This window comes from Aquimarina sp. AU119 (assembly GCF_900312735.1).
In the GTDB taxonomy this organism is placed as follows: domain Bacteria; phylum Bacteroidota; class Bacteroidia; order Flavobacteriales; family Flavobacteriaceae; genus Aquimarina; species Aquimarina algiphila.
This window is the reverse complement of record NZ_OMPF01000014.1, coordinates 338493-363590: the sequence shown is the minus strand read 5'-3', so window position 1 is coordinate 363590 and position 25098 is coordinate 338493. Positions and strand designations below refer to the sequence as shown.

General features: G+C 29.8%; 24 protein-coding genes. 21 read left to right on the top strand and 3 right to left on the bottom strand.

The window, feature by feature from the left end; all coding sequences use genetic code 11:
• Window positions 1-44: 44 nt before the first annotated feature.
• Together DK442_RS12530 and DK442_RS12525 are read right to left on the bottom strand one after the other, a co-directional pair.
• Complete coding sequence (locus tag DK442_RS12530; protein ID WP_109436222.1) at window positions 45-248, bottom strand: hypothetical protein; 204 nt, start codon at window positions 246-248, stop codon at window positions 45-47.
• 185 nt (window positions 249-433) lie between these two features.
• Window positions 434-628, bottom strand: a complete 195-nt coding sequence (locus DK442_RS12525; protein ID WP_109436221.1) for a twin-arginine translocase TatA/TatE family subunit — start codon at window positions 626-628, stop codon at window positions 434-436.
• A 258-nt stretch (window positions 629-886) separates the two neighbouring features.
• Here DK442_RS12525 and DK442_RS12520 point away from each other — a divergent pair, with 258 nt between their 5' ends.
• The 15 genes from DK442_RS12520 to DK442_RS12450 all read left to right on the top strand — a co-directional run bounded on the left by DK442_RS12520 (window position 887) and on the right by DK442_RS12450 (window position 18562).
• The gene (locus DK442_RS12520) at window positions 887-1759 is read left to right on the top strand and encodes a M23 family metallopeptidase (RefSeq protein ID WP_109436220.1); all 873 of its coding nucleotides are present in this window, start codon (window positions 887-889) and stop codon (window positions 1757-1759) included.
• Between the two features lie 6 nt (window positions 1760-1765).
• Window positions 1766-3265, top strand: coding sequence for a GH3 auxin-responsive promoter family protein (locus DK442_RS12515; RefSeq protein WP_109436219.1), 1500 nt, complete (start codon window positions 1766-1768; stop codon window positions 3263-3265).
• Between the two features lie 90 nt (window positions 3266-3355).
• The gene (locus DK442_RS12510) at window positions 3356-5050 is read left to right on the top strand and encodes a hypothetical protein (RefSeq protein ID WP_109436218.1); all 1695 of its coding nucleotides are present in this window, start codon (window positions 3356-3358) and stop codon (window positions 5048-5050) included.
• 5 nt (window positions 5051-5055) lie between these two features.
• Window positions 5056-6060: a hypothetical protein gene (locus tag DK442_RS12505; protein WP_109436217.1), complete on the top strand. Its 1005-nt coding sequence runs from the start codon at window positions 5056-5058 to the stop codon at window positions 6058-6060.
• A gap of 25 nt (window positions 6061-6085) precedes the next feature.
• Window positions 6086-7057, top strand: coding sequence for a type I phosphomannose isomerase catalytic subunit (locus tag DK442_RS12500; protein ID WP_109436216.1), 972 nt, complete (start codon window positions 6086-6088; stop codon window positions 7055-7057).
• A gap of 7 nt (window positions 7058-7064) precedes the next feature.
• Window positions 7065-8078 carry a dTDP-glucose 4,6-dehydratase gene (gene rfbB / locus DK442_RS12495; protein ID WP_109436215.1) on the top strand — a complete coding sequence of 338 codons (1014 nt, stop codon included), beginning with the start codon at window positions 7065-7067 and terminating at the stop codon, window positions 8076-8078.
• Window positions 8079-8141: 63 nt separating this feature from the next.
• A complete protein-coding gene (gene rfbA, locus DK442_RS12490; RefSeq protein ID WP_109436214.1) occupies window positions 8142-8999 on the top strand; it encodes a glucose-1-phosphate thymidylyltransferase RfbA in 858 nt (285 codons plus the stop codon).
• A gap of 2 nt (window positions 9000-9001) precedes the next feature.
• On the top strand, window positions 9002-9550 hold the full coding sequence (gene rfbC, locus DK442_RS12485) for a dTDP-4-dehydrorhamnose 3,5-epimerase (protein WP_109436213.1): 549 nt from the start codon (window positions 9002-9004) through the stop codon (window positions 9548-9550).
• 339 nt (window positions 9551-9889) lie between these two features.
• Window positions 9890-10921, top strand: a complete 1032-nt coding sequence (locus tag DK442_RS12480) for a hypothetical protein (RefSeq protein WP_109436212.1) — start codon at window positions 9890-9892, stop codon at window positions 10919-10921.
• A gap of 26 nt (window positions 10922-10947) precedes the next feature.
• Window positions 10948-11820, top strand: a complete 873-nt coding sequence (gene rfbD / locus DK442_RS12475; RefSeq protein ID WP_200825109.1) for a dTDP-4-dehydrorhamnose reductase — start codon at window positions 10948-10950, stop codon at window positions 11818-11820.
• Window positions 11817-12941, top strand: a complete 1125-nt coding sequence (gene wecB, locus DK442_RS12470; protein WP_109436211.1) for a non-hydrolyzing UDP-N-acetylglucosamine 2-epimerase — start codon at window positions 11817-11819, stop codon at window positions 12939-12941. Before rfbD ends, wecB begins: the two co-directional genes overlap by 4 nt.
• 2 nt (window positions 12942-12943) lie before the next feature.
• A complete protein-coding gene (gene wecC / locus DK442_RS12465; protein ID WP_109436210.1) occupies window positions 12944-14158 on the top strand; it encodes a UDP-N-acetyl-D-mannosamine dehydrogenase in 1215 nt (404 codons plus the stop codon).
• Between the two features lie 68 nt (window positions 14159-14226).
• Window positions 14227-15687 (top strand): MBOAT family protein, encoded by a 1461-nt coding sequence (locus tag DK442_RS12460; RefSeq protein ID WP_109436209.1) that lies wholly within the window; start codon window positions 14227-14229, stop codon window positions 15685-15687.
• A 2-nt stretch (window positions 15688-15689) separates the two neighbouring features.
• Window positions 15690-17108, top strand: coding sequence for a hypothetical protein (locus tag DK442_RS12455; RefSeq protein WP_109436208.1), 1419 nt, complete (start codon window positions 15690-15692; stop codon window positions 17106-17108).
• Between the two features lie 65 nt (window positions 17109-17173).
• Entirely contained in the window at window positions 17174-18562 is a 1389-nt protein-coding gene (locus DK442_RS12450) for a hypothetical protein (RefSeq protein ID WP_109436207.1), read from the top strand.
• Here DK442_RS12450 and DK442_RS28620 read toward each other — a convergent pair.
• Complete coding sequence (locus DK442_RS28620; protein WP_167571897.1) at window positions 18522-18935, bottom strand: hypothetical protein; 414 nt, start codon at window positions 18933-18935, stop codon at window positions 18522-18524. The genes DK442_RS12450 and DK442_RS28620 overlap by 41 nt on opposite strands.
• On the opposite strand from DK442_RS28620, the gene DK442_RS28615 reads away from it, so the two are divergent.
• The 6 genes from DK442_RS28615 to rfbG all read left to right on the top strand — a co-directional run bounded on the left by DK442_RS28615 (window position 18850) and on the right by rfbG (window position 25069).
• Window positions 18850-19776 carry an O-antigen ligase family protein gene (locus DK442_RS28615; RefSeq protein ID WP_370444662.1) on the top strand — a complete coding sequence of 309 codons (927 nt, stop codon included), beginning with the start codon at window positions 18850-18852 and terminating at the stop codon, window positions 19774-19776. The two genes, DK442_RS28620 and DK442_RS28615, sit on opposite strands and share 86 nt — an antisense overlap.
• Entirely contained in the window at window positions 19758-20717 is a 960-nt protein-coding gene (locus DK442_RS12440; protein WP_109436205.1) for a hypothetical protein, read from the top strand. The genes DK442_RS28615 and DK442_RS12440 overlap by 19 nt, the downstream gene beginning before the upstream one ends.
• Window positions 20718-20734: 17 nt before the next feature.
• A complete protein-coding gene (locus DK442_RS12435) occupies window positions 20735-22048 on the top strand; it encodes an oligosaccharide flippase family protein (protein WP_109436204.1) in 1314 nt (437 codons plus the stop codon).
• Window positions 22049-22130: 82 nt separating this feature from the next.
• Complete coding sequence (locus DK442_RS12430; RefSeq protein ID WP_109436203.1) at window positions 22131-23168, top strand: glycosyltransferase family 4 protein; 1038 nt, start codon at window positions 22131-22133, stop codon at window positions 23166-23168.
• 48 nt (window positions 23169-23216) lie between these two features.
• Entirely contained in the window at window positions 23217-23987 is a 771-nt protein-coding gene (gene rfbF / locus DK442_RS12425) for a glucose-1-phosphate cytidylyltransferase (protein WP_109436202.1), read from the top strand.
• Window positions 23981-25069, top strand: coding sequence for a CDP-glucose 4,6-dehydratase (gene rfbG / locus DK442_RS12420; RefSeq protein WP_109436201.1), 1089 nt, complete (start codon window positions 23981-23983; stop codon window positions 25067-25069). Before rfbF ends, rfbG begins: the two co-directional genes overlap by 7 nt.
• The last annotated feature ends 29 nt before the right edge of the window (window positions 25070-25098 follow it).

Sequence of the window (25098 nt, the reverse complement as noted above, 5' to 3'; positions counted from 1 at the left end):
AAAAAGCCTTATAGAAATATCTAATATCTATAAGGCTTGATATTTTATTCAGGTTGTTCTTCGCTCGTTTGTTTAGAGCCCATAAAAAATAAAATCAATCCCAAAACAAGTATTCCAACTCTGATTATCCATCCTGTTGTTAGTCCCCAGGAATCAATCCATATGAGAATTTTAAGATTGTAATTAAAAAAATTTAAAAGAATTGATATAGCTCCTGCAATAGCTATGTACGAACCTATTTTTTTCATTCGATTGTTGTTTAGTGTTAGATACAAACATATAAAATTATTTGTAAACACTTAATTTATTGGCATGTAGCTATAATAAGGACTTTATGTTTTTCAACGTTGCATAAATGATAATGATTAGTGTGTACAAAAAAACCAACTCAAAAAGAGTTGGTTTTTTTGTATGTATTTGATGATGAGAAAAATTATTTTTTCTCATCAATTTTTGGATCTTCTTCCTCTTCTTCTTTCGAAGCATCCTTAAATTCTTTTATACCACTCCCTAGGCCTCTCATTAATTCGGGAATTTTTTTTCCTCCAAATAAAAGGAGTACAATTCCTACGATTAAAGCAATTTGCCATGGACCTATCATTCCTAAAACTATACTAGATAATATCATGATCTTAACTATTAGATGACAAAGTTAGCAAGAAATGATGAAACTGATGCAATTTATATAATCTTTAACCATTAAAGAATGATGATTCCTTAAATTGTATTGTGTTTTAGATAATTTTTGGAGCAGAGAAAACGTTCTTGATGATACGTTATTTAAGAAACATTTATATATCAAAAAGCTTATATTTTGATATTTGTAGATTATGTATATTTGCGAATAATACCTATTTGATAACATTCTTTACGGAAGATGTAATCCATGGCAAAAAAGAACAAAGAACAGAAGAAGATTACTAAAAAGCTGCTTAATAAGTATCGCTTAGTTATCCTTAATGAGGATACTTTTGAGGAACGTATATCTTTTAAGCTTAACAGACTTAATGTTTTTGTAATGGTTACCATAACGTCGATAGTTCTGGTAGCAGGAACAACTTTTTTAATCGCTTTTACACCACTTCGAGAATATATTCCCGGGTATTCTTCTACTTCATTAAACTTAAGAGCAACTCAATTAGTTGCTACCACCGATTCTTTGGAATCCAGAATTATGATAAATCAAGAATACTATAAATCAATTAAAAAAGTATTGACTGGAGATGTAAAAACAGTAGAATTTGATATTGATTCTGCAATACAGTCTCAAAAAATAAACCCACAAGAAATTGATTTAAAACCTTCTGAGCAAGATATTAAACTTCGTGAAGAAGTATCTAAAGAAGATAGATATAGCCTGTTCGAAAGTGAAAAATCGAGTTTAGACTTTTCACTATTTCCGCCGGTAAAAGGTAATATCACTTCTGAGTATAATGCGACAGAAAAACACTATGGAGTGGATGTTGCAGTTCTAAAAGATACTCCAGTAAAAGCAGCATCTTCTGGTACTGTAATTTTTGCTGAATGGACGGCAGAAACGGGCCATGTGATTATACTTAAGCACGGTAACAATTTGCTTACAGTATATAAGCATAACGCCTCGTTGACAAAACAACAAGGAGAACAAGTTAAAGCCGGTGAAGTAATTGCTACTGCTGGTTCTACAGGAGAACTATCAACAGGGCCTCACTTACATTTTGAATTATGGAGAGATGGATACCCTACTGATCCGTCTAATTTTATTGATTTTGAACAATAATTATCTATGTCCTTAAAATCATTAGGAGCTAAAATATTTGCTAAGCGCATTCGCAAGAAAATTAATAAATGGTCATCAAATCCGATAAAAACCCAAGAGAAGGTTTTTAAAGATTTAATAAAAGTGGCTGGGAATACTGCGTTTGGTAAGGATCATAATTTTCAGAATATTAAAACACATTCGGATTTTGTAAAGAATGTTCCTATACGAGATTATGAGCAATTAAAATCATATGTTAATCGAGTTGTAGATGGAGAAAAAGATGTGCTTTGGCCGGGGAAACCTTTATATTTTGCAAAAACATCAGGAACTACAAGTGGAGCCAAGTATATTCCATTAACCAAAGATTCGATGCCTACTCATATTAGAGCAGCACGTAATGCAATTTTATGCTATATAGAAGAGACCGGAAAAGTTGATTTTGTTGATGGTAAAATGATATTTCTTCAGGGAAGCCCAGAGATGGAAGAAAAAAATGGAGTAATGCTGGGTAGACTTTCTGGGATCGTGGCACATTATGTACCTAAGTACTTACAAAAAAATAGATTGCCAAGCTGGGAAACAAATTGTATCGAAGATTGGGAAGAAAAGGTAGATGCAATTGTTGAAGAAACAATACATCAAAATATGACTGTGATTAGTGGTATACCACCATGGGTACAAATGTATTTTGAAAAACTACAGCAGAAAACGAATAAAACTATAGGAGACCTGTTTAAAGGATTTGAATTATTCATATATGGCGGAGTTAATTTTGAACCCTATAAAGCTACATTTGAAAAATTGATAGGAAGAAAAGTTGCAGGTATCGAACTATACCCTGCATCAGAAGGATTCTTTGCTTTTCAGGATAAGCAAAATGAAAAAGGTATGCTACTGCAGTTAGATTCTGGGATGTTTTATGAATTTGTAAAGGCAGAAGAGTTTTTTGAAGAGAAACCTAAAAGATTAACTATTGGTGAGGTCGAAAAAGGTGTTAATTATGTAATGCTTGTTTCTACTACTGCAGGATTATGGTCTTATAATATTGGAGATACTGTAATGTTTACCTGTACGACACCCTACAGGCTAATCGTTTCTGGAAGAATAAAACATTTTATTTCGGCTTTTGGAGAGCATGTAATCGGAAAAGAAGTAGATCAAGCCCTTAAAGAAGGTGCAGACACCATAGGAGCAATGATTAATGACTTTACCGTTGCACCACAGGTTAATCCAGATAATTCTGAATTACCATACCATGAATGGTTTATAGAGTTTAAAGAAACTCCAGTTGATATCGAGGCACTGGCATTAGAAATAGAAAATTCACTAAGAAGGCAAAACTCGTACTATGATGATTTGATCGAAGGGAAGATATTAAGAACTCTAAAAATAACCCCAGTCCCTAAAGATGGTTTTAAAGACTACATGAGATCAGTTGGTAAATTAGGAGGACAAAATAAGCTTCCCAGATTGTCTAATGATAGAAATATTGCAGACAAACTTACCGCTATGATTGATAAATAGTTTAAATCATTATTTGAACGAAAAAGAAACATAATTATACATGACATTTCAATGTTCGGTTAGTATACTTATATTTGCTAGGAAAAATTTATGGCAAATCTAATATTACAAGGTAGGACAAGGGCTCAGGAAAGCTCAAGCGCGATCGAACGCATGTACATTACTATGCGTCATCTTTTTAATAGAGGTTTCTATAAGCCTATGGGTGTTTCTGGAGATACATTAAGAGAAGCACTTCTTATTCTACGCCCCGAAATTTATGGTTCTGTAGCAGAAGAAAAAGTAGAACTTAATGGACTTCTTTATGTAATAGATCGTTTACCCTTTGGTATTGAAGAATGTCGATATATTAATCTTACTAGTGAAGAAGGGTATAAAAACTCTCATTTTAAGGCAATTGTTCCTCCAAAAAGAAGAAGAAATTGCTATCGTATTGATGAGGAGCAGATGAATATTGAAATTACCAGAGGAAGGTCTGAAATTTATGATATACTTACGCATCTTACATTCCTGTTTATAGAGTCACATAAGATTATGAATCGAGTCGTGATTAATGAACAAGGAAAAGTAACCAGAGATTGGCAAAAGTTAGAAAAAGCGGTGCTATCAAAAAAAGACTTAACTAAAGCCGAAAGAGAAGTAGCACTTACACATACAGCAAATATTTTAGGAAGAACTTTTGAAGAAGTTTCTTCTGTTTATAATGATTTTTCTTGTCCTGAAAGCAAAGAACGTTTTTTAGAGATTATTTACTGGTTAGGTAAATTAGCGATAGAAGAATCGATAGAAGACAATAAGCGAATAGTCACTTTTAGTCCAGTATTAAGAGAAAGGCTAGGACACCATATTCATGGAGAGATTTGGGCCAATTCAATAAAAAAGAAATTAGAAGAACTTAAATTACTTCAACGTCCGATTCATGTTATAAGTGCAAACATGCACAGTGTAATGAATGCATTGTATGCACCAATTGCTCTAAAGACCGAATTAAAAAACAAGAGTACATTTGATATTTATGAATCATTAAGCGAAAGCAAAAATGATAAATTAAGAGCTAGAGTAGAGAAATTAGCTTTACAGAAAGGAATGACATATATCGAAGATCAAAGTGGAGCAAATATTAATGTTCAGATTTTTGATACTATTCAATCCCCGGAAGGTGAATACAAAAACCATATTGCTGATTTAGAAAATGAGAATAAACCTGTAATTGTTGTTATGGACTATGCGTTTGGAGAACAAGCGTATGAAACTATGGATGAATTATTAAAACCTTATATAAATATTGAAGGTGATAAAGTACATCTGGATGTCAAGTCTGTTTCTATTATGGGTAAAGCTGGTATTCTTGAGGGAGGAAAAGGAGATATTATGATACCTTCTGCTCACGTTTTTGAAGGGACAGCAGATAATTACCCGTTTAAAAATCAGCTAAAAAAGAAAGAATTAGAAGGTCATGGTATTGATATTTATGATGGAGCTATGATTACCGTTTTAGGAACATCATTACAGAACAGAGATATATTAAAGTTTTTTCATGACTCAACCTGGAATGTGATCGGATTAGAAATGGAAGGAGCTCATTATCAAAAAGCAATACAATCTGCTTCAAAACTTAGAGGAAGTATAAGCCCAAAAGTTAAAGTGAGATATGCATATTATGCCTCTGATAATCCATTAGAAACAGGAAGTACATTAGCTTCAGGAGGATTAGGAACAACAGGTGTAAAACCTACATACCTCATTACTGAAAAAATAATAGAACAAATATTTAAAGAAGGATAACAATTATGAGTAATGAAAATTACAGTGACGAAATAGATATGATGCAGATTTTTAGCATGATAAAAGGAGGTTTTAGGAACTTTCTTAGGTTGATCATTTCGGTAATTACATTTTATAAGAAAAAAGCAATTTTATTTCTAGTTTTGTTGATTTTGGGAGGTATTGCTGGATATTTTTTAGAGCAAAGGAAAGATGCAAAATTTGATATTGTACAAGAGATAATAATTGAACCTAAATATAATAGTACAAAATACATATATGATTTTATCGATGAGTTAAAAATCAATTTAAGAGATGATGTTTTTGTTGATAAATTGGGAATTACTGTTGATAATGCCAAAAACATTAAAAACATTAAAATAGAGCCTATTATAAAAGGAACAGATGTATTAGATAATCTTGAAAAAAGATATGAGAATAGAGAATTTTTTAAAGATATAATGAATGCATATGATGAGGATCAGATAGAAGAAGAGAAATTCAGAGATTTTTATAAACACCATAAAATAAGTATTGAATTTAATAGTGTTAGCGTTGAGAATGAGAAATTAGTATCCTCTATTTTGAAGTATATCAAATCAAATCAATATTATAGGGATGTGTCAAACCTCTTTATTAAGCAAAATAAAATTGATCTAGAAAGAAACAAAACATCATTAGAATTTATTGATACCTATCTGGAAAATATTAAAAAAACTCCTTTGAAAGTAGAAAGAGAAGCTGTTGTTTTATATTCTCCAAGTCAAGAAATCCCTATGCTTTCTGTTGCTTCGTTATTACAGAAGAAAGAACTTTTAATGGAGTTGATTAACGAGCAAGAACAGGCTTTGGTTTTGGATAAGGAAATATTCTCATTTGTAGATTATGGAGATGTGATTTCAAGGAAGAAAAAATTGGTAAATAATATGTTATTTACTGTTCCAGTACTATTCTTTCTATTAGTTTCGTTATTTTTCTTTTTAAAATATCTATCAAGAACTATAAAGAATTTTGTTGAGGAAGAAGAATAATTACAGTTTTGTAAAAAATATATTTATGCTATACCCGTTAAAATTTCACCCTATTCTAAAAGAAAAAATTTGGGGGGGAAATAAACTAAAAACAATTCTTAATAAGCCTGCAATAGACGATAATATTGGTGAAAGCTGGGAGATTTCTACTGTAAATGACAATGTTTCAGTGATCTCAAATGGAATATATGCAGGGAGAAGATTAGATGATCTTATCAAAGAGTATCCAACGCAACTATTAGGAGAAAAGGTATATAAAGAGTTTGGAGATCAATTTCCATTATTAATTAAGTTTATCGACGCTAGAGAAGACTTATCGATCCAACTCCATCCAGATGATACATTAGCAAAAAAAAGACATGATTCTTTTGGTAAAACAGAAATGTGGTATGTAGTTCAGGCCGATGCTGATGCTAAGTTAATTGTTGGATTTAACAAAGACACTAACAAAGAAGAGTATGAAACGTTTCTAAAAGATGGAAAAATTACAGAATTACTCAATTTCGAAACTATTACAAAAGGAGATAGCTATTTTATAAAAGCAGGAAGAATACATGCCATAGGAGGTGGATCTTTGATTGCAGAGATTCAACAAACATCTGATATTACTTATAGAGTTTATGATTGGGATCGAAAAGACAGTGAAGGAAATGAAAGAGAATTACATACTGATCTAGCATTGGACGCCTTAGATTTTAAAGGAGATCGGTCTTTTAAATTAGAGTATGATAAGGATAAAAATAAGGTGAATAATCTTATTTCTGGAACTTATTTTACGACAGGTGCAATAGAGGTGGATGGCACTCTAAAAAGAGAGTATAATGGCTTAGATTCATTTAAAATTTTAATGTGCGTAGAAGGAAGCGGGACAATAAGTACTATAGACTATTCTGAAAAAATTTCATTTGGTGAAACAATACTCATTCCTCGCACGATTGAAAATATATCTATAGAAAGCGATAATAATGAAATGAAATTGTTAGAAGTGTATATCTAAATATAACATGAAGAGGAATATCTTAATAACAGGTGGTGCAGGATTTATAGGGTCAAATTATATAAACCTTATCGCAAAAGATACAACATCAAAAATCGTTAATCTTGATAAACTAACATATGCTGCAGATCTTAAAAATATTGAGATTAAAAAAGAGGCAGATTATGCTTTTATTGAAGGAGATATCTGTGACTGGGATACAGTTAAGACAATTTTTAAGGAATATCAAATTGATACCGTTGTCCATTTTGCCGCAGAATCCCATGTTGATAATTCTATCACTGGTCCAAAAGCGTTTATCGAAACTAATATTGTAGGAACATTTAATCTATTGCAGGCCGCTTATCAAACCTGGATGAAATCACCAAATGAATTTGATCCAGAATATAAACATGCTCGTTTTTTGCATGTTTCTACAGATGAGGTATATGGAACATTAGGTGAAACGGGTCTTTTTAATGAGAACACACCCTATGCACCTAACAGTCCATATAGTGCTTCAAAAGCATCTTCAGATATGCTGGTTAGAAGCTATTTTCATACCTATGGATTGCCTGTGGTTACGACAAACTGTTCAAACAACTATGGACCGAGACAACATGATGAAAAATTAATCCCAACTATTATCAGAAAAGCAGTTAATGAAGAAAATATTCCTATTTATGGTGATGGTAAAAATGTACGAGATTGGTTATATGTTTTAGATCATTGTAAAGGCATAGACTTGGTATTAAAGACTGGAAAATTAGGAGAAACCTATAATATTGGAGGCAAAAACGAAAGAGAAAATCTATATATAGCCACTACAATTTGTAAAATTTTGGATAGAGTCGTACCAAGAAGTAAAGGAACATCTTATAAAGATCTTATTACTTTTGTTACCGATCGTCCAGGTCATGACTTTAGGTACGCAATTGATGCATCTAAAATCGAAAACGAATTAAAGTGGGCAGCAGAGGAGAATTTTGAAACGGGGATTGAGAAAACTATTAAGTGGTATTTAAAAAAGTATAAAAACTAATACTATTTTGGACTTTCAACTTTTATTGAAGACAGAAATCCATTTAGGATAATAAATACAATAATGAAAGGAATAATACTAGCAGGAGGTTCAGGAACGCGTTTACATCCACTTACATTGGCAATTAGTAAACAGTTGATGCCCGTTTATGATAAGCCGATGATTTATTATCCGGTCTCTACATTAATTTCGGCAGGAATTAGAGAAATATTAATTATATCCACTCCACAAGATTTACCGTTATTCGAAAAATTATTAGGAGATGGTACTACTTATGGATGTCGATTCGAATATGCAATACAAGAACACCCCAATGGATTAGCTGAAGCTTTTATTATTGGGGAAAAATTTATAGGTCAGGATAAAGTTGCTCTAATACTGGGAGACAATATATTCTATGGTTCTGGTTTAGAAGCATTATTAGAAAGAAATAATGATCCGGATGGAGGAATTATATATGCATATCACGTACAAGATCCAGAACGATATGGTGTTGTTGATTTTGATGCCCAAGGTAATGCCACTTCTATAGAAGAAAAACCTGAAGCTCCAAAATCTAATTATGCAGTGCCAGGAATTTATTTCTATGATAATGAAGTTGTAAAAATTGCCAAAGCTATAACTCCTAGTTCTCGTGGTGAACTAGAAATTACAGATATTAACAATGCATATTTGCAGAAAGGGAAGTTAAAAGTAAGTATCCTGGATAAAGGTACAGCATGGCTGGATACAGGAACATTTAACTCTCTTATGCAAGCCAGTCAATTTGTTCAGGTAATAGAAGAAAGACAAGGCCTTAAAATTGGAGCTATAGAAGAAATTGCGTACAAAAAAGGTTTTATTGATAAAGAACAACTTCATCGTTTGGCAAAACCTCTTATCAAAAGCGGTTATGGTAAATACCTATTACAATTAGATTAAATATGGAAATTCAATCAACTTTTATTGAGGGGTGTTTTGTAATTAAACCTAATGTTTTTGAGGACAGCAGAGGGTCTTTTTTTGAAAGCTTTAATAAAAAAAAATTCGAGGAAATCTCTGGATATAATGTAAATTTTGTTCAGGATAATCAGTCGATTTCTAGAAAAGGAACTCTTAGAGGATTACATTTTCAGACAGGTGCCTATGCACAGGCAAAATTGGTTAGAGTGATCAGGGGTGAAGTGTTGGATGTTGCTGTGGACCTAAGACCAGATTCCAAAACCTATAAAAAACACTTTGCAATCCTATTAAATGATCAAAATAATTTTCAATTATTTGTTCCAAGAGGATTTGCTCACGGATTTGTAACATTGAGTGAAAGTGCAATATTTGCTTATAAATGTGATAATTACTATCATAAATCTTCAGAATCTGGGATTATGTATAATGACCCGGATCTTAATATTGATTGGAGATTAGATTCCTCAATAATTCAATTGTCAGAAAAAGATGGTTGTCTACCGTTTTTAACAGATTTAAAAAATGCATAATCTTAAATTATTAAGAGAATAATTGGTATTTGTTAGTGAAATGTTAAGTTTTATAAAAACGTTTCAGAACCATTTTTCTTTCATTAAATTGCCGCCGCTTTCTTTTTTAAGTGAAAAGAAACAGACTAAATAACAGTTAAAATAGATACAAGTAATTGTATTTTATAGTTGACGTTTTTCCTACCCTATCGTCACTTTTTTCAATTAATTCTCAAAAGCTAAGAACTCTTTTTAGAGTATCTCTGTGTATTTTGAATCTATTGGATTTTCAGTTTTGGTTTTTAAAAATTTATCAATTAAGGAATGGTTTAATTCCTAAAATAAAGTTAACCTACGACGATGAAAGAACATACTTCGGAAGAAATTGATTTGGGGCAATTATTTCACCTTATAGGAACTATGATTAATAGATTCTTTAAGCTTATTGGAGACATATTTAAAAGTATTTTTCACCTATCAATTTTGTTCCTCAAATTTATAAGAGGACATTTTTTAAAATTTATTACGGTTGGATTTATAGGCTTAGCAATAGGAGGATATTTAGATCATATTGCTCAACCAACATATAGATCTTCGATGATTATAGAACCTAATTTTAATAGTGTTCAACAATTATACAATAATATTGAATTTTACAATCAATTGGCAATACAGCAAGAAAATAAAGCTTTGGCAGAAGCTTTTCATATTGATGAAAAAGAAGCATTATATATTAATAAAGTGACTATAGAATCATTTTCTGACGAAACACAGAGAATAAAACAATTCAGTGAATTTATTGGCGAATTAGATTCAATATCTCAACAACAAGTGGATTATGAATATTATTTAAAAAACTTTAATGACATCAATGCTAAATTTCATAAGATTGAAATAGAAACGACATCCCCAGAAATTGCAAAAAAATGTCAAAAAGCAATTGTTACATCTATAGAAAACAATGAATATTTCAAACTTCAGAAGGAGATTAATGATTACAATATTGCTCTTGGAGACTCAATTATAGAACAACAAAAAAAAGAGATTGATGATTTACAAGAATTCTATAAAAAGATAAAAATTTTAGAAGCTAAAAAGCCTGATGGTGCAACAAGTATTAACTTGGCTGAAAATAAACCTTATCAATCTTCAGAAATTGAATTGCTTAATCAAGCACAAAAATTGAAGAATGAAAAAATTAAATTAAATAAGGAGAAAGCAAATACAAAGAATACTGTTAATATCATTTCTGAATTCCCTAACAAAGGAGCATTGGTAAGTGACTTTTTTAGTAAAAAAATTGTTTTGACACCAATCTTATTAGTGAGTGTTTTATTTTTGACATTGGTTATGATTTCATTAAATAAATATTTGATGAATTATGATAAATAATAAAAACACAATTACAGGGATAATAAATGAATACATCATCTAATATAATTAATGTTTTAGTAACTGGATCTGGAGGTCAACTAGGGCAATGTATAGATAAAATTAAAAATGAATACCCAAAATTAACATTGTTTTTTGCTAACTCTACCATATTAGATATTACAAAAAAAGATAGGGTTAGTGATTTCTTTGAGGATAAATCATTTGATTTTGTAATTAATTGTGCTGCCTATACCAATGTTGAACAGGCAGAAAAGGAACCTGATAAAGCATTCTTAGTAAATGCAGAAGGGGTAAAAAACTTGGCTTTTATATGTGAAGAAAAAAAAAGTACTCTGATTCACATATCTACGGATTATATTTTTGATGGTGAGAAAAAAATGCCATATACAGAGGAGGATATTCCGAATCCTATTAATGAATATGGAAAATCAAAATTGGCAGGAGAACAAAGCATTCAACAAATTGCAGAAAAGTATTTTATTATTAGAACCTCGTGGTTGTATTCTGAATTTGGGCATAATTTTTTTAAAACGATTTTGAAAAAATCTGAAACAGAAAAACAATTAACTATTGTTACTTCAGAGATGGGAACGCCAACGAATGCAAATGATCTTGCTAAGTTTGTCCTGGATTTGATTATTAATAACAATCAAAAGTATGGTATTTATCATTTCAGTAACCTTAGTGAAGCTACTTGGTATGATTTTGCTAAGGAAATTTTAAGAGTATCAGGGAAACTTGATACTATAATACTTAAAAAAACCGATAATTACCCTACTTTTGCACGAAGACCAAAATATAGTATTTTGAGTAAGCAAAAATTAAATAGCGCTTTTGATTTAGATATTCTGGATTGGAAGAATTCTTTAATAAATTTATATTCAAGTATTCGATGAAAAAAAACTTAATTGTTTTTGGAACAAGACCCGAAGCTATCAAGATGGCTCCATTAGTTAAAGAGTTTCAAAAACATTCAGATATTTTTGAAACAAGAGTCTGTATTACGGCACAACATCGGGAAATGTTAGATCAAGTGTTATCATTTTTTGAGATCACTCCTGATTATGATCTTAATTTGATGAAACCTAACCAGAACTTGTATACACTCACTGCAGACATTATTATTGATCTGAAACCAATTCTTGAAGAGTTTCAACCTGATTATGTATATGTTCATGGAGACACAACAACCACGATGGCTTCTAGCTTAGCCGCCTTTTATTCTGGTGCTAAAGTTTGTCATGTTGAAGCTGGCTTAAGAACGTTTAATATGAAATCTCCATTTCCAGAAGAAATGAATAGGTGTGTTACGGGAGTAGTTTCTGATATTCATTTTTCTCCTACAGAAACGTCAAGACAGAATTTGATTAATGAGAATAAATCTTCTGATTCAATATTGATAACGGGTAATACAGTTATAGATGCACTAAAATTTAGTGTTGAGAAGGTTAATAAAGATAGATTTGAAGATAAGGAAGTAGAACAACTTAAAAAGATTGTTGAGGTTGATAAAAAACTGATTCTCGTTACAGGGCATAGAAGAGAAAATCATGGTCAAGGATTTATTAATATTTGTGAAGCTTTAAAACAAATTGCCGCGGATCATCCAGAAACACAAATTATTTACCCTGTACATTTAAATCCAAATGTTCAAAAGCCAGTATATGAACTTTTGGATAAAGTGGATAACATTAAATTAATTGCACCACTTTCTTACCCGGCGTTTGTATGGTTGATGAATCAATCATATTTAATTATTACTGACAGTGGAGGCGTACAGGAAGAGGCTCCAAGTTTGGGAAAACCGGTTTTAGTTATGAGAGACACTACTGAAAGACCAGAAGCAGTTGAAGCGGGAACGGTAATTTTAGTAGGAACAAATAAGAATAGCATAATATCAGAAGCAAAGAAGCTTTTACAGGATAAAAATTCATATGAAGGTATGAGTAAACTTCATAACCCATATGGAGATGGAAAAGCATGTAAAAGAATAGTAGAATATATTTCAAAAAATTAATAATGGATAATAAACCAAGTGTAGTGATGATTGGTTTGGGGTATATTGGTCTCCCAACAGCTGCGTTAATTGCAAAAAATAATACATATGTTCATGGGGTTGACATTAATCCTAAAGTTGTAGAAACTATAAACGAAGGTAAGATTCACATTGTAGAGCCTGATCTGGATGAAGCGGTTGCAAATGCTGTAAAAGAAGGATATTTGAAAGCAGCAACATCTCCAGTTGTTGCTGATACATATTTAATCGTAGTTCCAACTCCGTTTAAAGGAAAAAACGAACCTGATATTTCGTTTGTGGAAGCCGCTACCAGAGGAGTAATTCCATTATTAAAAGATGATGATTTATATATTATCGAATCTACCTCTCCTATTGGTACTACTGAGAAAATGATGAATTTGATTTATGAAGAGCGTCCGGATTTAAAAGGTAAATTAAATATAGCATATTGCCCAGAGCGTGTTCTTCCAGGAAATGTGATGTATGAGTTAGTGCATAATGATAGGGTTATTGGAGGTGTTGATGAGAAATCAACTACAAAAGCATTAGCCTTTTATAGACAGTTTATTCAAGGAGATTTACACGAAACCAATGCAAGAACTGCAGAAATGTGTAAGTTGGTAGAGAATTCTTCCAGAGATGTTCAGATTGCATTTGCAAATGAATTATCGCTTATTTGTGACAAAGCAGACATTAATGTTTGGGAATTGATAGAATTAGCAAATAAGCATCCCAGAGTAAATATTTTACAACCTGGATGTGGAGTAGGAGGACATTGTATAGCGGTTGATCCATATTTTATAGTAGCAGACTACCCAATGGAGTCTCAGATTATAGGAAAAGCTAGAGAAATAAATAATTATAAGTCATTTTGGTGTGCAGAAAAAGTAAAAACGGCTAAACTCGAGTTTGAGATTGAGCATGGACGAAAACCAAGTATCGCATTGATGGGGTTAGCATTTAAACCAAATATTGATGATTTAAGAGAATCACCTGCAAAATATATAGCGCAAAAAGTATTACAGAATGCTAATAATGAAGAATATTTTATTGTTGAACCTAATATCTCTGAACATAAGGTTTTTAAGCTAACAAATTATATGGAAGCAGCAGAAAATGCTGATATTATAGTATACTTAGTGGCCCATAAAGAGTTTAAAACAATAACGTCTGACAAAAGTAAAGTCGTATTGGATTTTTGTGGAATTATAAAGTAGCCTAATATAAATCAATAATAGTTAGAACTGATTATATAGTAAAGCTTCTTTAAAATTTTACTAAAAATATGCTCTTTAATTCGTTAGATTTTGCAATTTTTTTCCCGATAGTTATTATTACTTATTGGACACTTTCATCTAACTTAAAAGTTAGAAACCTATTTTTATTGTTTTCTAGTTATTTTTTCTATGCTTGGTGGGATTGGAGATTTCTTGGACTTATAGTTTTTAGTTCTTTAATAGATTATATTTTGGGCCTTGCTATTTCAAAAACTAAGCTAGAAAAGCAGAAAAAAATATTAGTTTCGACTAGTATATTTGTTAATCTAGGGTTTTTGTTTTTTTTTAAGTATTTTAATTTTTTTGTAATATCTTTTGTAGACGCCTTTAAGCTTTTTGGGACAAATCTTGAAGTTTCTACTTTACATATCGTTCTACCGGTTGGAATTAGTTTTTATACATTTCAAACTTTAAGTTATACAATTGATATTTATCGAGATAAAATAAAACCCACAAAAAATGTAATAAACTTTTTTGCCTTTGTTTCTTTTTTTCCGCAATTAGTAGCTGGTCCAATTGAAAGAGCTTCTAATTTACTTCCTCAATTTTCAGAAAAGCATTACTTTGATTACAGTAAATTCAAAAGTGGTTTATTACTTATTTGTTGGGGTTTAATAAAGAAGATGATTATTGCGGATAGAGCTGCAATAGTTGTAAATGAAGTATATAATAACGTTGAAAACTATAATAGTCTTTATTATGTATATGCCACAATACTTTTTGCTTTTCAGATTTATTGCGATTTTTCTGCATATTCTGACATTGCAATTGGTATATCTAGGACAATGGGCTTTGATTTAATGAAGAATTTTAAGACACCATATTTTTCCAAATCGCTCACAGAATTTTGGAGGCGTTGGCATATATCATTATCCACGTGGTTCAGAGATTATGTATATATTCCTTTAGGAGGGAGTAAAAAAGGTAATAAAAGAATGTATTTTAACCTTTTTCTGGTGTTTTTAATTAGTGGAATATGGCATGGCGCTGCATGGACCTTTGTTTCTTGGGGAATTATCCATGGAGTAATTATAGTCTTAGAAAAACTATCTTCCAATTTCAGAAAAATCTTTTTTCTGAAATTAGGACTTGGAGTTATGAACTTTGCTAATAAACTATTTTTTGTATTTGTTACTTTTTTTATTGTTTGTGTTTCTTGGGTTTTTTTTAGAGCTAATTCCTTTAATGATGCATTGTTAATTTTTAAGAAGGCATTAATTATTAAAGAATATAGTTTCGATTTTAAAAATTCTGAGATCGATTTTTTTAATATAAAAACGACTTTTATCTGTATTTTCATATTGGTAATTATTGAATTCATACATAATAGAAAGAATTTATATAAAGTATTACAAAAACAAGGGTTTGTCTTTAGGTGGGGAACATATATTCTTGCTGTTTTAGCAATTTTGATTTTTGGCGTTTATGGAGAATATGATGACTCTCAGTTTATTTATTTTCAATTTTGAGTATGATAAGAAAAATCTTTTTTAAGTGTGTTTTCTTTACGATTATCATTTGTTTTTTCGCAAATCATTTAGGACCAATTTTTTCTGAAACCAGAAGAGGAGTTGGAGTGTGGAATGATTTTTATAAAGAACCTAAAAACACTTTAGATCTCGTTTTTATGGGAAGTTCTTTAAGTTACAGTAGTTTTAATCCATTAGTAATAAACGGTTCTTTAAAAATAAAGTCATATAATCTTGCAACTGCGTTACAGAACATTAAACAAAGTTATTATAATTTATTAGAAATCTTGAAATATCAATCCCCAAAGACTATTGTTTTAGAAGCATATACTTTAGACATACCTGATTTGTCTGAAGAAAATAGATTGGGGTTTAAATTTGAAAATCTAGATGGTCAAAAACTATCTTTAGGAAAACTAAAAGCTACCAATCAACAATTTAAATCTTTTAAGAATAAAATAAATGCATTGCTTCCTTTCGTAAGAAATCATAATAATTGGGGTAATATAGAATTAATAGAAAAAAATCTAGAATATACTCATATCAAAAATAGGTTTTTAGGGTATAAGCTTGTGAAAACAAAAGTAACTTCAGAAGAAGTAAAAGAAGGAATAAAAAGACTTCCTTTAACACATTCTTTTGACGATGAAAATTTAAAGTATTTCAAGAAATTTGTAGAGTTATGTAAGCTTAACAAAATAAGAATAATTGTTACAAGAGCTCCTACGCTTTTCTATAAATATAACAAAGATTATTATTTACAAGCATATAAGAATACAAATGAAGTTTGTAAGGCAAATGATCTAATTTATATTGATTACAATCAGAAGTTTGATGATTTAGGTTTAGACATGACATGTTTTTGGGATCCAAAACATCTTAATTACAAGGGGGCTACAAAGGTGTCTGAATCGCTGGTTAAAGATCTTAAAAATAAAGGTATAACGGGTGAGAAAACAATTACTAAATATAATGAGCCAGAGGATTACATATATTCAAATGCTATTGCAAATCAAGGACAAACCATTTTCAAAGGAAATTTTTTGATTAATGATAGTTTAAAAATAAAAGAGGTTAAAGTTTTTAATATTAGAAAGGATGAGTATTCTGTAGTTGTAAAAATGAATAAAGGATTAAATCCTGATTTGATTTCTGAATTTGGGATAGGATATTATTTTTATCCTATTGATAGTCATGTTCAATTTTTAGAAACGAAGAAAGACTTAAAAAGGAAATACACATCCATAGGGGATCACAGTATACCAATGTCATCTGGGAATAATATTTATATTGCATTACGTTCTTTAAAAACTAAGATGAACTCTTTTAAAACTATTAAAATTGAGATTCACAATCAAACAACAAATGATTTAAAATATTTGGTTATTAAAGATGTTAATTTTAATAAAACATTTGACTAAATTATGCTACAATAGTAGTAACCGACATTAATGTAGATGATACTATATTTAAGAAAAAAACAAATTTGAAAACATACTTATTAAATAAAAACGTTTTAAGTTTATTAGGGATTTATCTTTTGGTAAGTATTGTGCCTTTGTTTTTAAGTCATAGTTTTGCACTTTCCTATTCTTTTTATAACTACGCTACGATCCAGATATTAATTTTTGGTATTCTTTTTTGTCTAAAAGAAGAAAAACGAAATATTTTTCTTCTTTCTCCATCTTTTATAGCTGTATCATATATAAATCTAAATTTCTTGTTTGGTAGTATAGTTTTTAAACAGGGTTTGGTGTTTGATTATGTATTAATTCCTTATCAAAGCTGGGAAAATTATGGGTTGGTAATAGGCTACTTTAACCTTATCAATTTTGCAATTATAGCTAGTTTTTTTCTGTCTAGGCAGATTAAATTTTTTTCAAGATTTAAACTGATATGCGATTTCAAAAAGTATTCTAACGGAGTACTAATTCTTATTGGATTGACGATAGTCTTAGCGTTTTCTTATTTCGATCTTAGCTTGGATTTTTTAGGAGGGGATGGAGATTTTTCTATAATTCCAAAAACATTAGGGATTTTAATTATTATTGTATGTTTTTCTAGATTTCCTAGTTTAACAAAAAGATTAATTGGGTATTTGATTATTATAGCCTTCTTTTCTGCAATATCTTGGGAGAATAAGAGAAATTCTATATTTCTATTATTACCGATTTTACTTCTCGAATCAAGAAATTTTAAAGTGAAGTTAAACTTGAAAAAAGTAGCACTATTGTCTTTTTCTATCCTTTTGTTATTACAATTAATCTTAGCGATGTCAATTTTTAGAGGATATGGAGGATATAAACCTAAAAGTTTTTTGGAGGCAAATGGTTATGTCTTTGATTATATTCAATCCAAGGAATTCATCCCTGCATTTATGAATAATCTAGAAATTTCATATACTTATTTTCATTCGAATAATGCGATTCAAACTATACTCAAAGACCCAGAAAAAATAACATATGGAGAAACATTAATAAAACCATTTTTTATTTTTATACCAAGGAGAATGGTTTCTTTTAAACCAAGGAGTATTATCCATCATTATACAGTTACTGTTTCATCAAATTATAGAAGTAAAGGAGGTTCTTGGCCTATCAGTTTTCAATCTGAAATGTTTTGGAATTTCCATTTTTTTGGAATTTTTGTAGGCTTTCTATTTTTTATAATTCTTAATTCAGTCTATTTAAATATAAGATCACTAATCGTAGATGGAGATATAATAAACTTCATTCCTTTATTATATTTTTATCAAACAACTCTAGTACTATTTAGAGGATCAGGATTAGATATGTTCACTGTATTTATAATTCTGGCAACAGTATTTTCGGTATTTATAAAGTTAACAACCAAAATCTTGCTAAATAAAGGTTGATGAAATTGGATAAAATTATATATATATTATTTTCTGTAGTATCTGCAACTATTCCATTTGCTTTTGTTTTCAATGTTAATTCCATTTCAATAATGGTTTTGGCAATATTTACTCTTTTTTTTTCTATAATTGAAAGAAGAGGTTTTTCGTTTATTTGGCAAGAAGGAGGATTATTAATTTTATATTTTCTTTTTCTTTCAATATCAATATTATATTCAGAAAACGCATATGTTGGTTTTAAAAAGATAGGAAGTCTGTTAGCATTCATTCTATTTCCTTTAATATTTATGCAGTTATCAAAGGAAATAACTATTAAGGTTTTAAAATCGGTAATATATAGTTTTGTAATATCAAATATTGTTGCACTATTCATCTGTTATTTATTTGCTATTTATACAAAGGATCCTTTACCTCTTACAAAAGGGTCTTTTTATTTTACAGAAATAATTGATATTCATCCAACTTATTTTGCGATGTATTTAGTCTTTTCTTTTGTACTATTAATAGAATATTTTAATGTTAAAGGAAAGTATTACATATTAAAAACTGTTGTCAAAACTACTTTATTATTGATTTTTGTTTTATCTGTTTTTTTCCTAAAAAGTAGATCAGCAATATTATCTTTATGTGTAACCATTTTTTTCTATTTATCCTCTTTTGTTTTAAGGTTTTTTAAATTAAGAAAAAATAGAAGTCTAATAATTTATGCTAGTGTTATTGCAATACTTTTTATAATTTTTTTTATAAGATTTGATTTGATCTTTACAATAAATGATGTATTTGAAAAGTTGATTAATAGAAATAGTTTAGAATCATTAGGAGTTCGATTTGAAATATGGAAATCTACCTTATATGCAGTATTGGAGTCTCCTTATTTTGGACATGGTATAGGAGATAAACAAATTGAGTTGGAGCGTTCATATTATATTAATGGATTTGACGAAGGAATTGATGAAGGCTATAATGCTCACAATCAATTTTTGGAATCGTTATTAACAGGTGGCTTACTTCTGTTCTCTATTCTATTTTTGTTAATTAGAAAATTGTTTATTCAGTATAAAAAAACATATAATAAAAGTATAGTGGTCTTTATTATATGCTTAATTTCTGCTATGTCATTTGAATCAATTTTAGTTAGACAACACGGAATTGTCTTTTTTTGCTTCTTTTTTTGTTTAATTAATAAGGGTTTGAGTTGGAAAAATATAAACTAACTATATTACTTATCTGCTTATCTACTTTTCTTTTTTCTCAAGAAAGTATAGAGGTTGAATTAATAAAAAAATATAAAGAAAATTTTAGTATTAGAACATTCAGCTATAGTAAGAATCACTATTTTGCAAGATTGAGTTATAATAATCAAACTATATACCTGGAGAACTTATTAAATCCTCAAAAGAGAACTCTTATTTTTTCAAGAAAAAATGGTGGAATTAAATCTATGGATTTTGATAGTAATGAACATTTTTTAGCCACTGCTTCTTATTCTGGAGATGTAGATATTTGGGATATTAATAATAGAAATTTACTTAAAACTATAAAGCTGCATGTTGATGATGTTAATAAAGTTAAATTTGTACCCAATACGACATTGCTGATAAGTGTTGGTCATGACGGTAAGATAATGCTGATGGATATAAAAGATGAATTTTGCAAACCCACTCTTTTGGGAAGTCATAATGACATTATAAGGTCTTTTGATATTACTCTGGATGGAAAATATGCAGTTACAATTGGTAATGATAACAAAGTAATAGTTTGGAATATTAATAAAAGAGAAAAGAGAAAAGAAATAAGAATAAAGGCAAATAATCTAAGTTCTATAAAAATTTTGGATGATAAAATAGTTGTTGGTGATATTGACGGAAATATTCTATTCTTAAACCTAAAGGACTTGTCTTTTATAAATTCAATAAAAATTCATGATAATATTATTTCATCAATTTCTAAAGTTTCTAAAAATAGAATACTGACTTCTAGTTATGATGGTACTCTAAAGATTGTGGAAATAGATAGTAACACAAGTAGTTCTATTAAGGTGAAAAGCAAAAGTTATATTCTTCATTCAACATTATTAGATTCTAAAATAACATTCTCTGATAGAAAAGGAAATTTAAAAATTTTCAAACTCTTGAATTATGATACTAAAAAATAACGTTTTAAGAACTTACATTGAAAATTAAATCCATAATATCAAAGTTTCGTTTTGATGATTCTATTATAAACAGATTTGTAAAGGGAGCTTTTTGGGCGGTTTTTGGAAATGTTGTTGTAAAAGGCTTATCCCTGTTGTCTTCTATATTTATTGCTAGATTTTTAGGAAATTTTAGTTTTGGAGAGTTATCTGTTATCAAAACTACATTATCTGTATTTAGCCTAATGGCGACTTTTGGACTAGGCTTAACAGTAACTAAATACATAGCCGATAAAAAGAAAAATAATTTGCCTGAAATAGGAAAGGTCATTTTGGCGGCAAATAAAATAACTTTGTTTACAGGTTCTTTTTTGGGAATACTGATTATTATTTTTTCCCCATTAATTTCTAAATATATTCTTGAATCTGAGAATTTAATAATTCCTTTGAGAATATCTGGGGTTTTTCTATTTTTTAATGCAATGAATGTATACCAAATTGGCGTTTTGGGCGGTTTAGAAGCATTTAAAAAAATGGCAAGAGTTAATGTTATCGTTGGCCTGTTTTCATTTCCGGTAATGATTATAACAACGTATTTTGGAGGTTTGAATGGTGCTCTTGTTGGATTAACACTTGGTCTTATCTTTAATTGGTTTCTGAATAGAAAATTAATTAATAAAGAAGTTCTTAAACTAGGAATTGATCAAAGAGATAGTAAAGTGTCAATTGATTATATAAAGAAAATGCTAAAATTCAGTTATCCATTGGCATTAAGTGAAGGGGTATATTCTGTTACTAATTGGCTATTAATTTATCTTTTGCTGTATAAAACAAATTATGGAGAAGTAGGAATATTTAACTCAGCTAATCAATGGGCCCAAATGATTCTTTTTCTACCAGGAGCTATTTCTAATGTACTTCTTTCTTTTTTATCCAATCAAGAGAATGATGTCAAAAATTATAATAAGATATTAAAACTCAATTTGATATTCAATATTGGGATAACACTAGTATTTTCTATTTTGATTTCTGTTTTCTCTTCCTTTGTTTTCAGATTATATGGAGAAAGTTTTGAGGGAGGAGAAAAGGTGTTGACTATCTTAGTTTTTTCCTGTATACCAATGAGTGTTATAGGTGTGCTAGAACATGTTTATATCTCAAAGTCAAAAACGGGAATGATTTTTATATTTAAACTTATTCGACAATCGATTTTGCTTTTGATTGCTTGGATAATGTTCTCTTTTTATAAAGAGGCGAGTTCTTTATCAATATCTTGGTTGGTTGGATATATAATTACAGCATTAATTATGATATTATATTTATTCAAAAAAAGAATCTTAAAGTTGAATTAATAAACCCTATTATTAAACATACGAATAATTATCTTTGCCAAATTATTGACTCTGTAATTCTTGTAAGCAAAAAAATAAATAAGTGAAAAAGGTTCTAATACTACAAAACACCATTTTACATTATAGAAAAGCATTGTATAACGAATTATCTAAAGATTATGAGGTAACAATTTTGCATTCCGGAACACATACTGTTACTGAAGATGATCGTTACAATGAAATCATATGTAAAAAGAGAAAGATAGGGCCTTTTTATATTCAACCAAAAGTTCTTTCTGAAGTTAGAAAAGATCATTATGATGCAATTATTTCAATGTTTGATATTCGTTGGATAAATAATTTAATCACAATGTATATTCATAAAAGAAGAACAAAGTTTATCTGGTGGGGAGCATGGGTTACAGACAATAAAATAGCTAATAAAATAAGATTATATTTAACCAATAAAAAATACAGTAGCATTCTGTACACAGAAGATGCAAAAGAAAGCTTTGTTAAGCTTGGTGTTGATAAGAATAAACTATTTGTAGCAAATAATACTTTTGATGTAGGAAAGCGAGAAAAATGTTATTTACATGAAAATAAAAACATGATATTGTTTGTGGGAAGTCTAAACAAAAGAAAACAAAATGATGTTTTAATAAAGGCTTTTGATAATATAAAAAACAATATAGCAAAAGATATTAGCTTGGTTTTTGTGGGCGATGGAGAAGAGGAAGGGTATTTAAAAAACTTAGTAAGTGATTTGCATTTGGATAAAAGAGTTGTTTTTGTCGGAAGAGTAGATGATACAGATAAGTTAATTGATTTTTACAAAAAGGCTATAGTTTCTGTGTCCTATGGTCAAGCAGGTTTAGCAGTACTCCAAAGTTTTGGGTTTGGTGTTCCTTTTGTTACTAAAAGAAATGCCATAAGTGGAGGCGAGAAAACAAATATTAAGCATGAAAAAAATGGTTTTTTTTGCGATGATAATGTAAAATCATTAGAACAAATCTTACTTAAAACAAGTAATGATATTGAGTATACTAGAAAATTAGGAGAATTTGCATATGAATATTATACAAATTTTTGTACTATTGAAAACATGGCAAAAAACATGGCAAAAGCCATTGAAAAATAACAAAAATATTTTTTTACAATACAGATAAAACTTAAAAAAGCTTTTAGAATGAAAGTACTAATATTAGCAGGAGGTTTAGGAACAAGGATTTCTGAAGAAACCCATCTTAAACCTAAACCAATGGTTGAAATTGGAGGGAAGCCAATTTTATGGCATATTATGAAAAGTTATTCTCATCATGGCTATAATGATTTTGTTATTCTATTAGGATATAAAGGGTATATCGTTAAGGAATATTTTATGAACTATTTTATTCATCAATCTGATATTACAGTTGATTTATCAGAGAATAAGACTGAGATACATAAAATTAATGCAGAGCCATGGAAAATAACATTATTAGACACAGGACTAAACACCTTAACTGGAGGTCGAGTTTTAAGAGCTAAAGATTATATAGGAAACGAACCTTTTATGTTAACATACGGTGATGGTGTGTCTGATGTAAATATTAAAGAATTAGTTTCCTACCATAAATCCCACTCGGGAGCTATTACCATGACTTCAGTTCAACCAGAAGGTAGGTTTGGTGCTTTAATTATTAAAGATAATAATGAGGTTACACAATTTTTAGAAAAACCAAAAGGAGATGGAGCATGGATAAATGGAGGCTTTTTTGTTTGTAACCCAGAAGTTCTTGATTACATAGATGATGATGAATCTATTTTTGAAAGAAAACCTCTTGAAAATTTGGCAAAGGACGGAGAGTTATTTGCTTATAAACATAAAGGTTTTTGGAAACCAATGGATACGTTAAGAGATAAAAATCAATTAGAAAAGATGGTTTCAACAAATAATGCTCCTTGGAAAAAATGGTAACATATCAGGACCTTTTTAAAGGCTATTACAAAGGAAAAAAAATTCTAATCACAGGACATACTGGATTTAAGGGGTCTTGGATGAGTTTAATTCTTAGTAAATTAGGAGCAGATGTGTATGGATACGCATTGGACCCTTATACAAAACCAAATTTATTTGAAAGTGCTAAAATTAATGAACTAGTAACATCGTATATAGGAGATATTCGAGATCATTCAAAATTATTTGATGTAGTAAATAAAATAAAACCGGATATCGTAATACACATGGCCGCACAACCATTGGTTAGAGAATCATATAGAAAACCAATGGAAACCTATGAAGTAAATGTGATGGGAACCATTAATCTACTCGAAGTTATTAGAGAGGTCGGTGGTGTTAAAGTTACTGTTAATGTAACTACAGATAAGTGCTATGAAAATAGAGAGTGGCATTGGGGTTATAGAGAAAATGAAGCGATGGGAGGTAAGGATCCTTATTCAAGCAGTAAGGCGTGTTCAGAATTAGTTACATCATCGTATAGAAGCTCCTTCTTTAATCCTGAAAATTTTGAGAGCCATAAAATGGCACTAGCATCAGCTAGAGCTGGAAATGTTATTGGTGGCGGAGATTGGTCAGATGATAGATTAATACCAGACTTTATAAGGTCTATTATTGATAATAAAAAAATAGAAATTAGAAACCCTAAAGCAATAAGACCTTGGCAACATGTTTTAGAATGTTTGTACGGGTATTTAACTTTAATTGAGAAAGCATCTAGAGGCGAAAAAAAATATTGTGACGCCTGGAATTTTGGACCGGATGAATCAAATTCAAGAAATGTAGAATGGATTGTTAGTGAACTATGTGGTATGTGGGGTGATCAAGCCTCATATTCTATTACTCCTAGTAATGACTTTCATGAAGCAAATTATTTAAAGTTAGATTGTTCAAAAGCAAAAAACGAATTAAAATGGTTCCCAAGATGGGATATCTCTACAACCTTAGAAAAGACAGTTCAATGGAATAAGGCTTTTATGAATGGTGAAGATGCAAGAGAGATTTCTTTTAAACAAATAGAAGAATATTTTTTAGCAGACTAAAAACGTCAGCAATAAAACTATATCTCAAG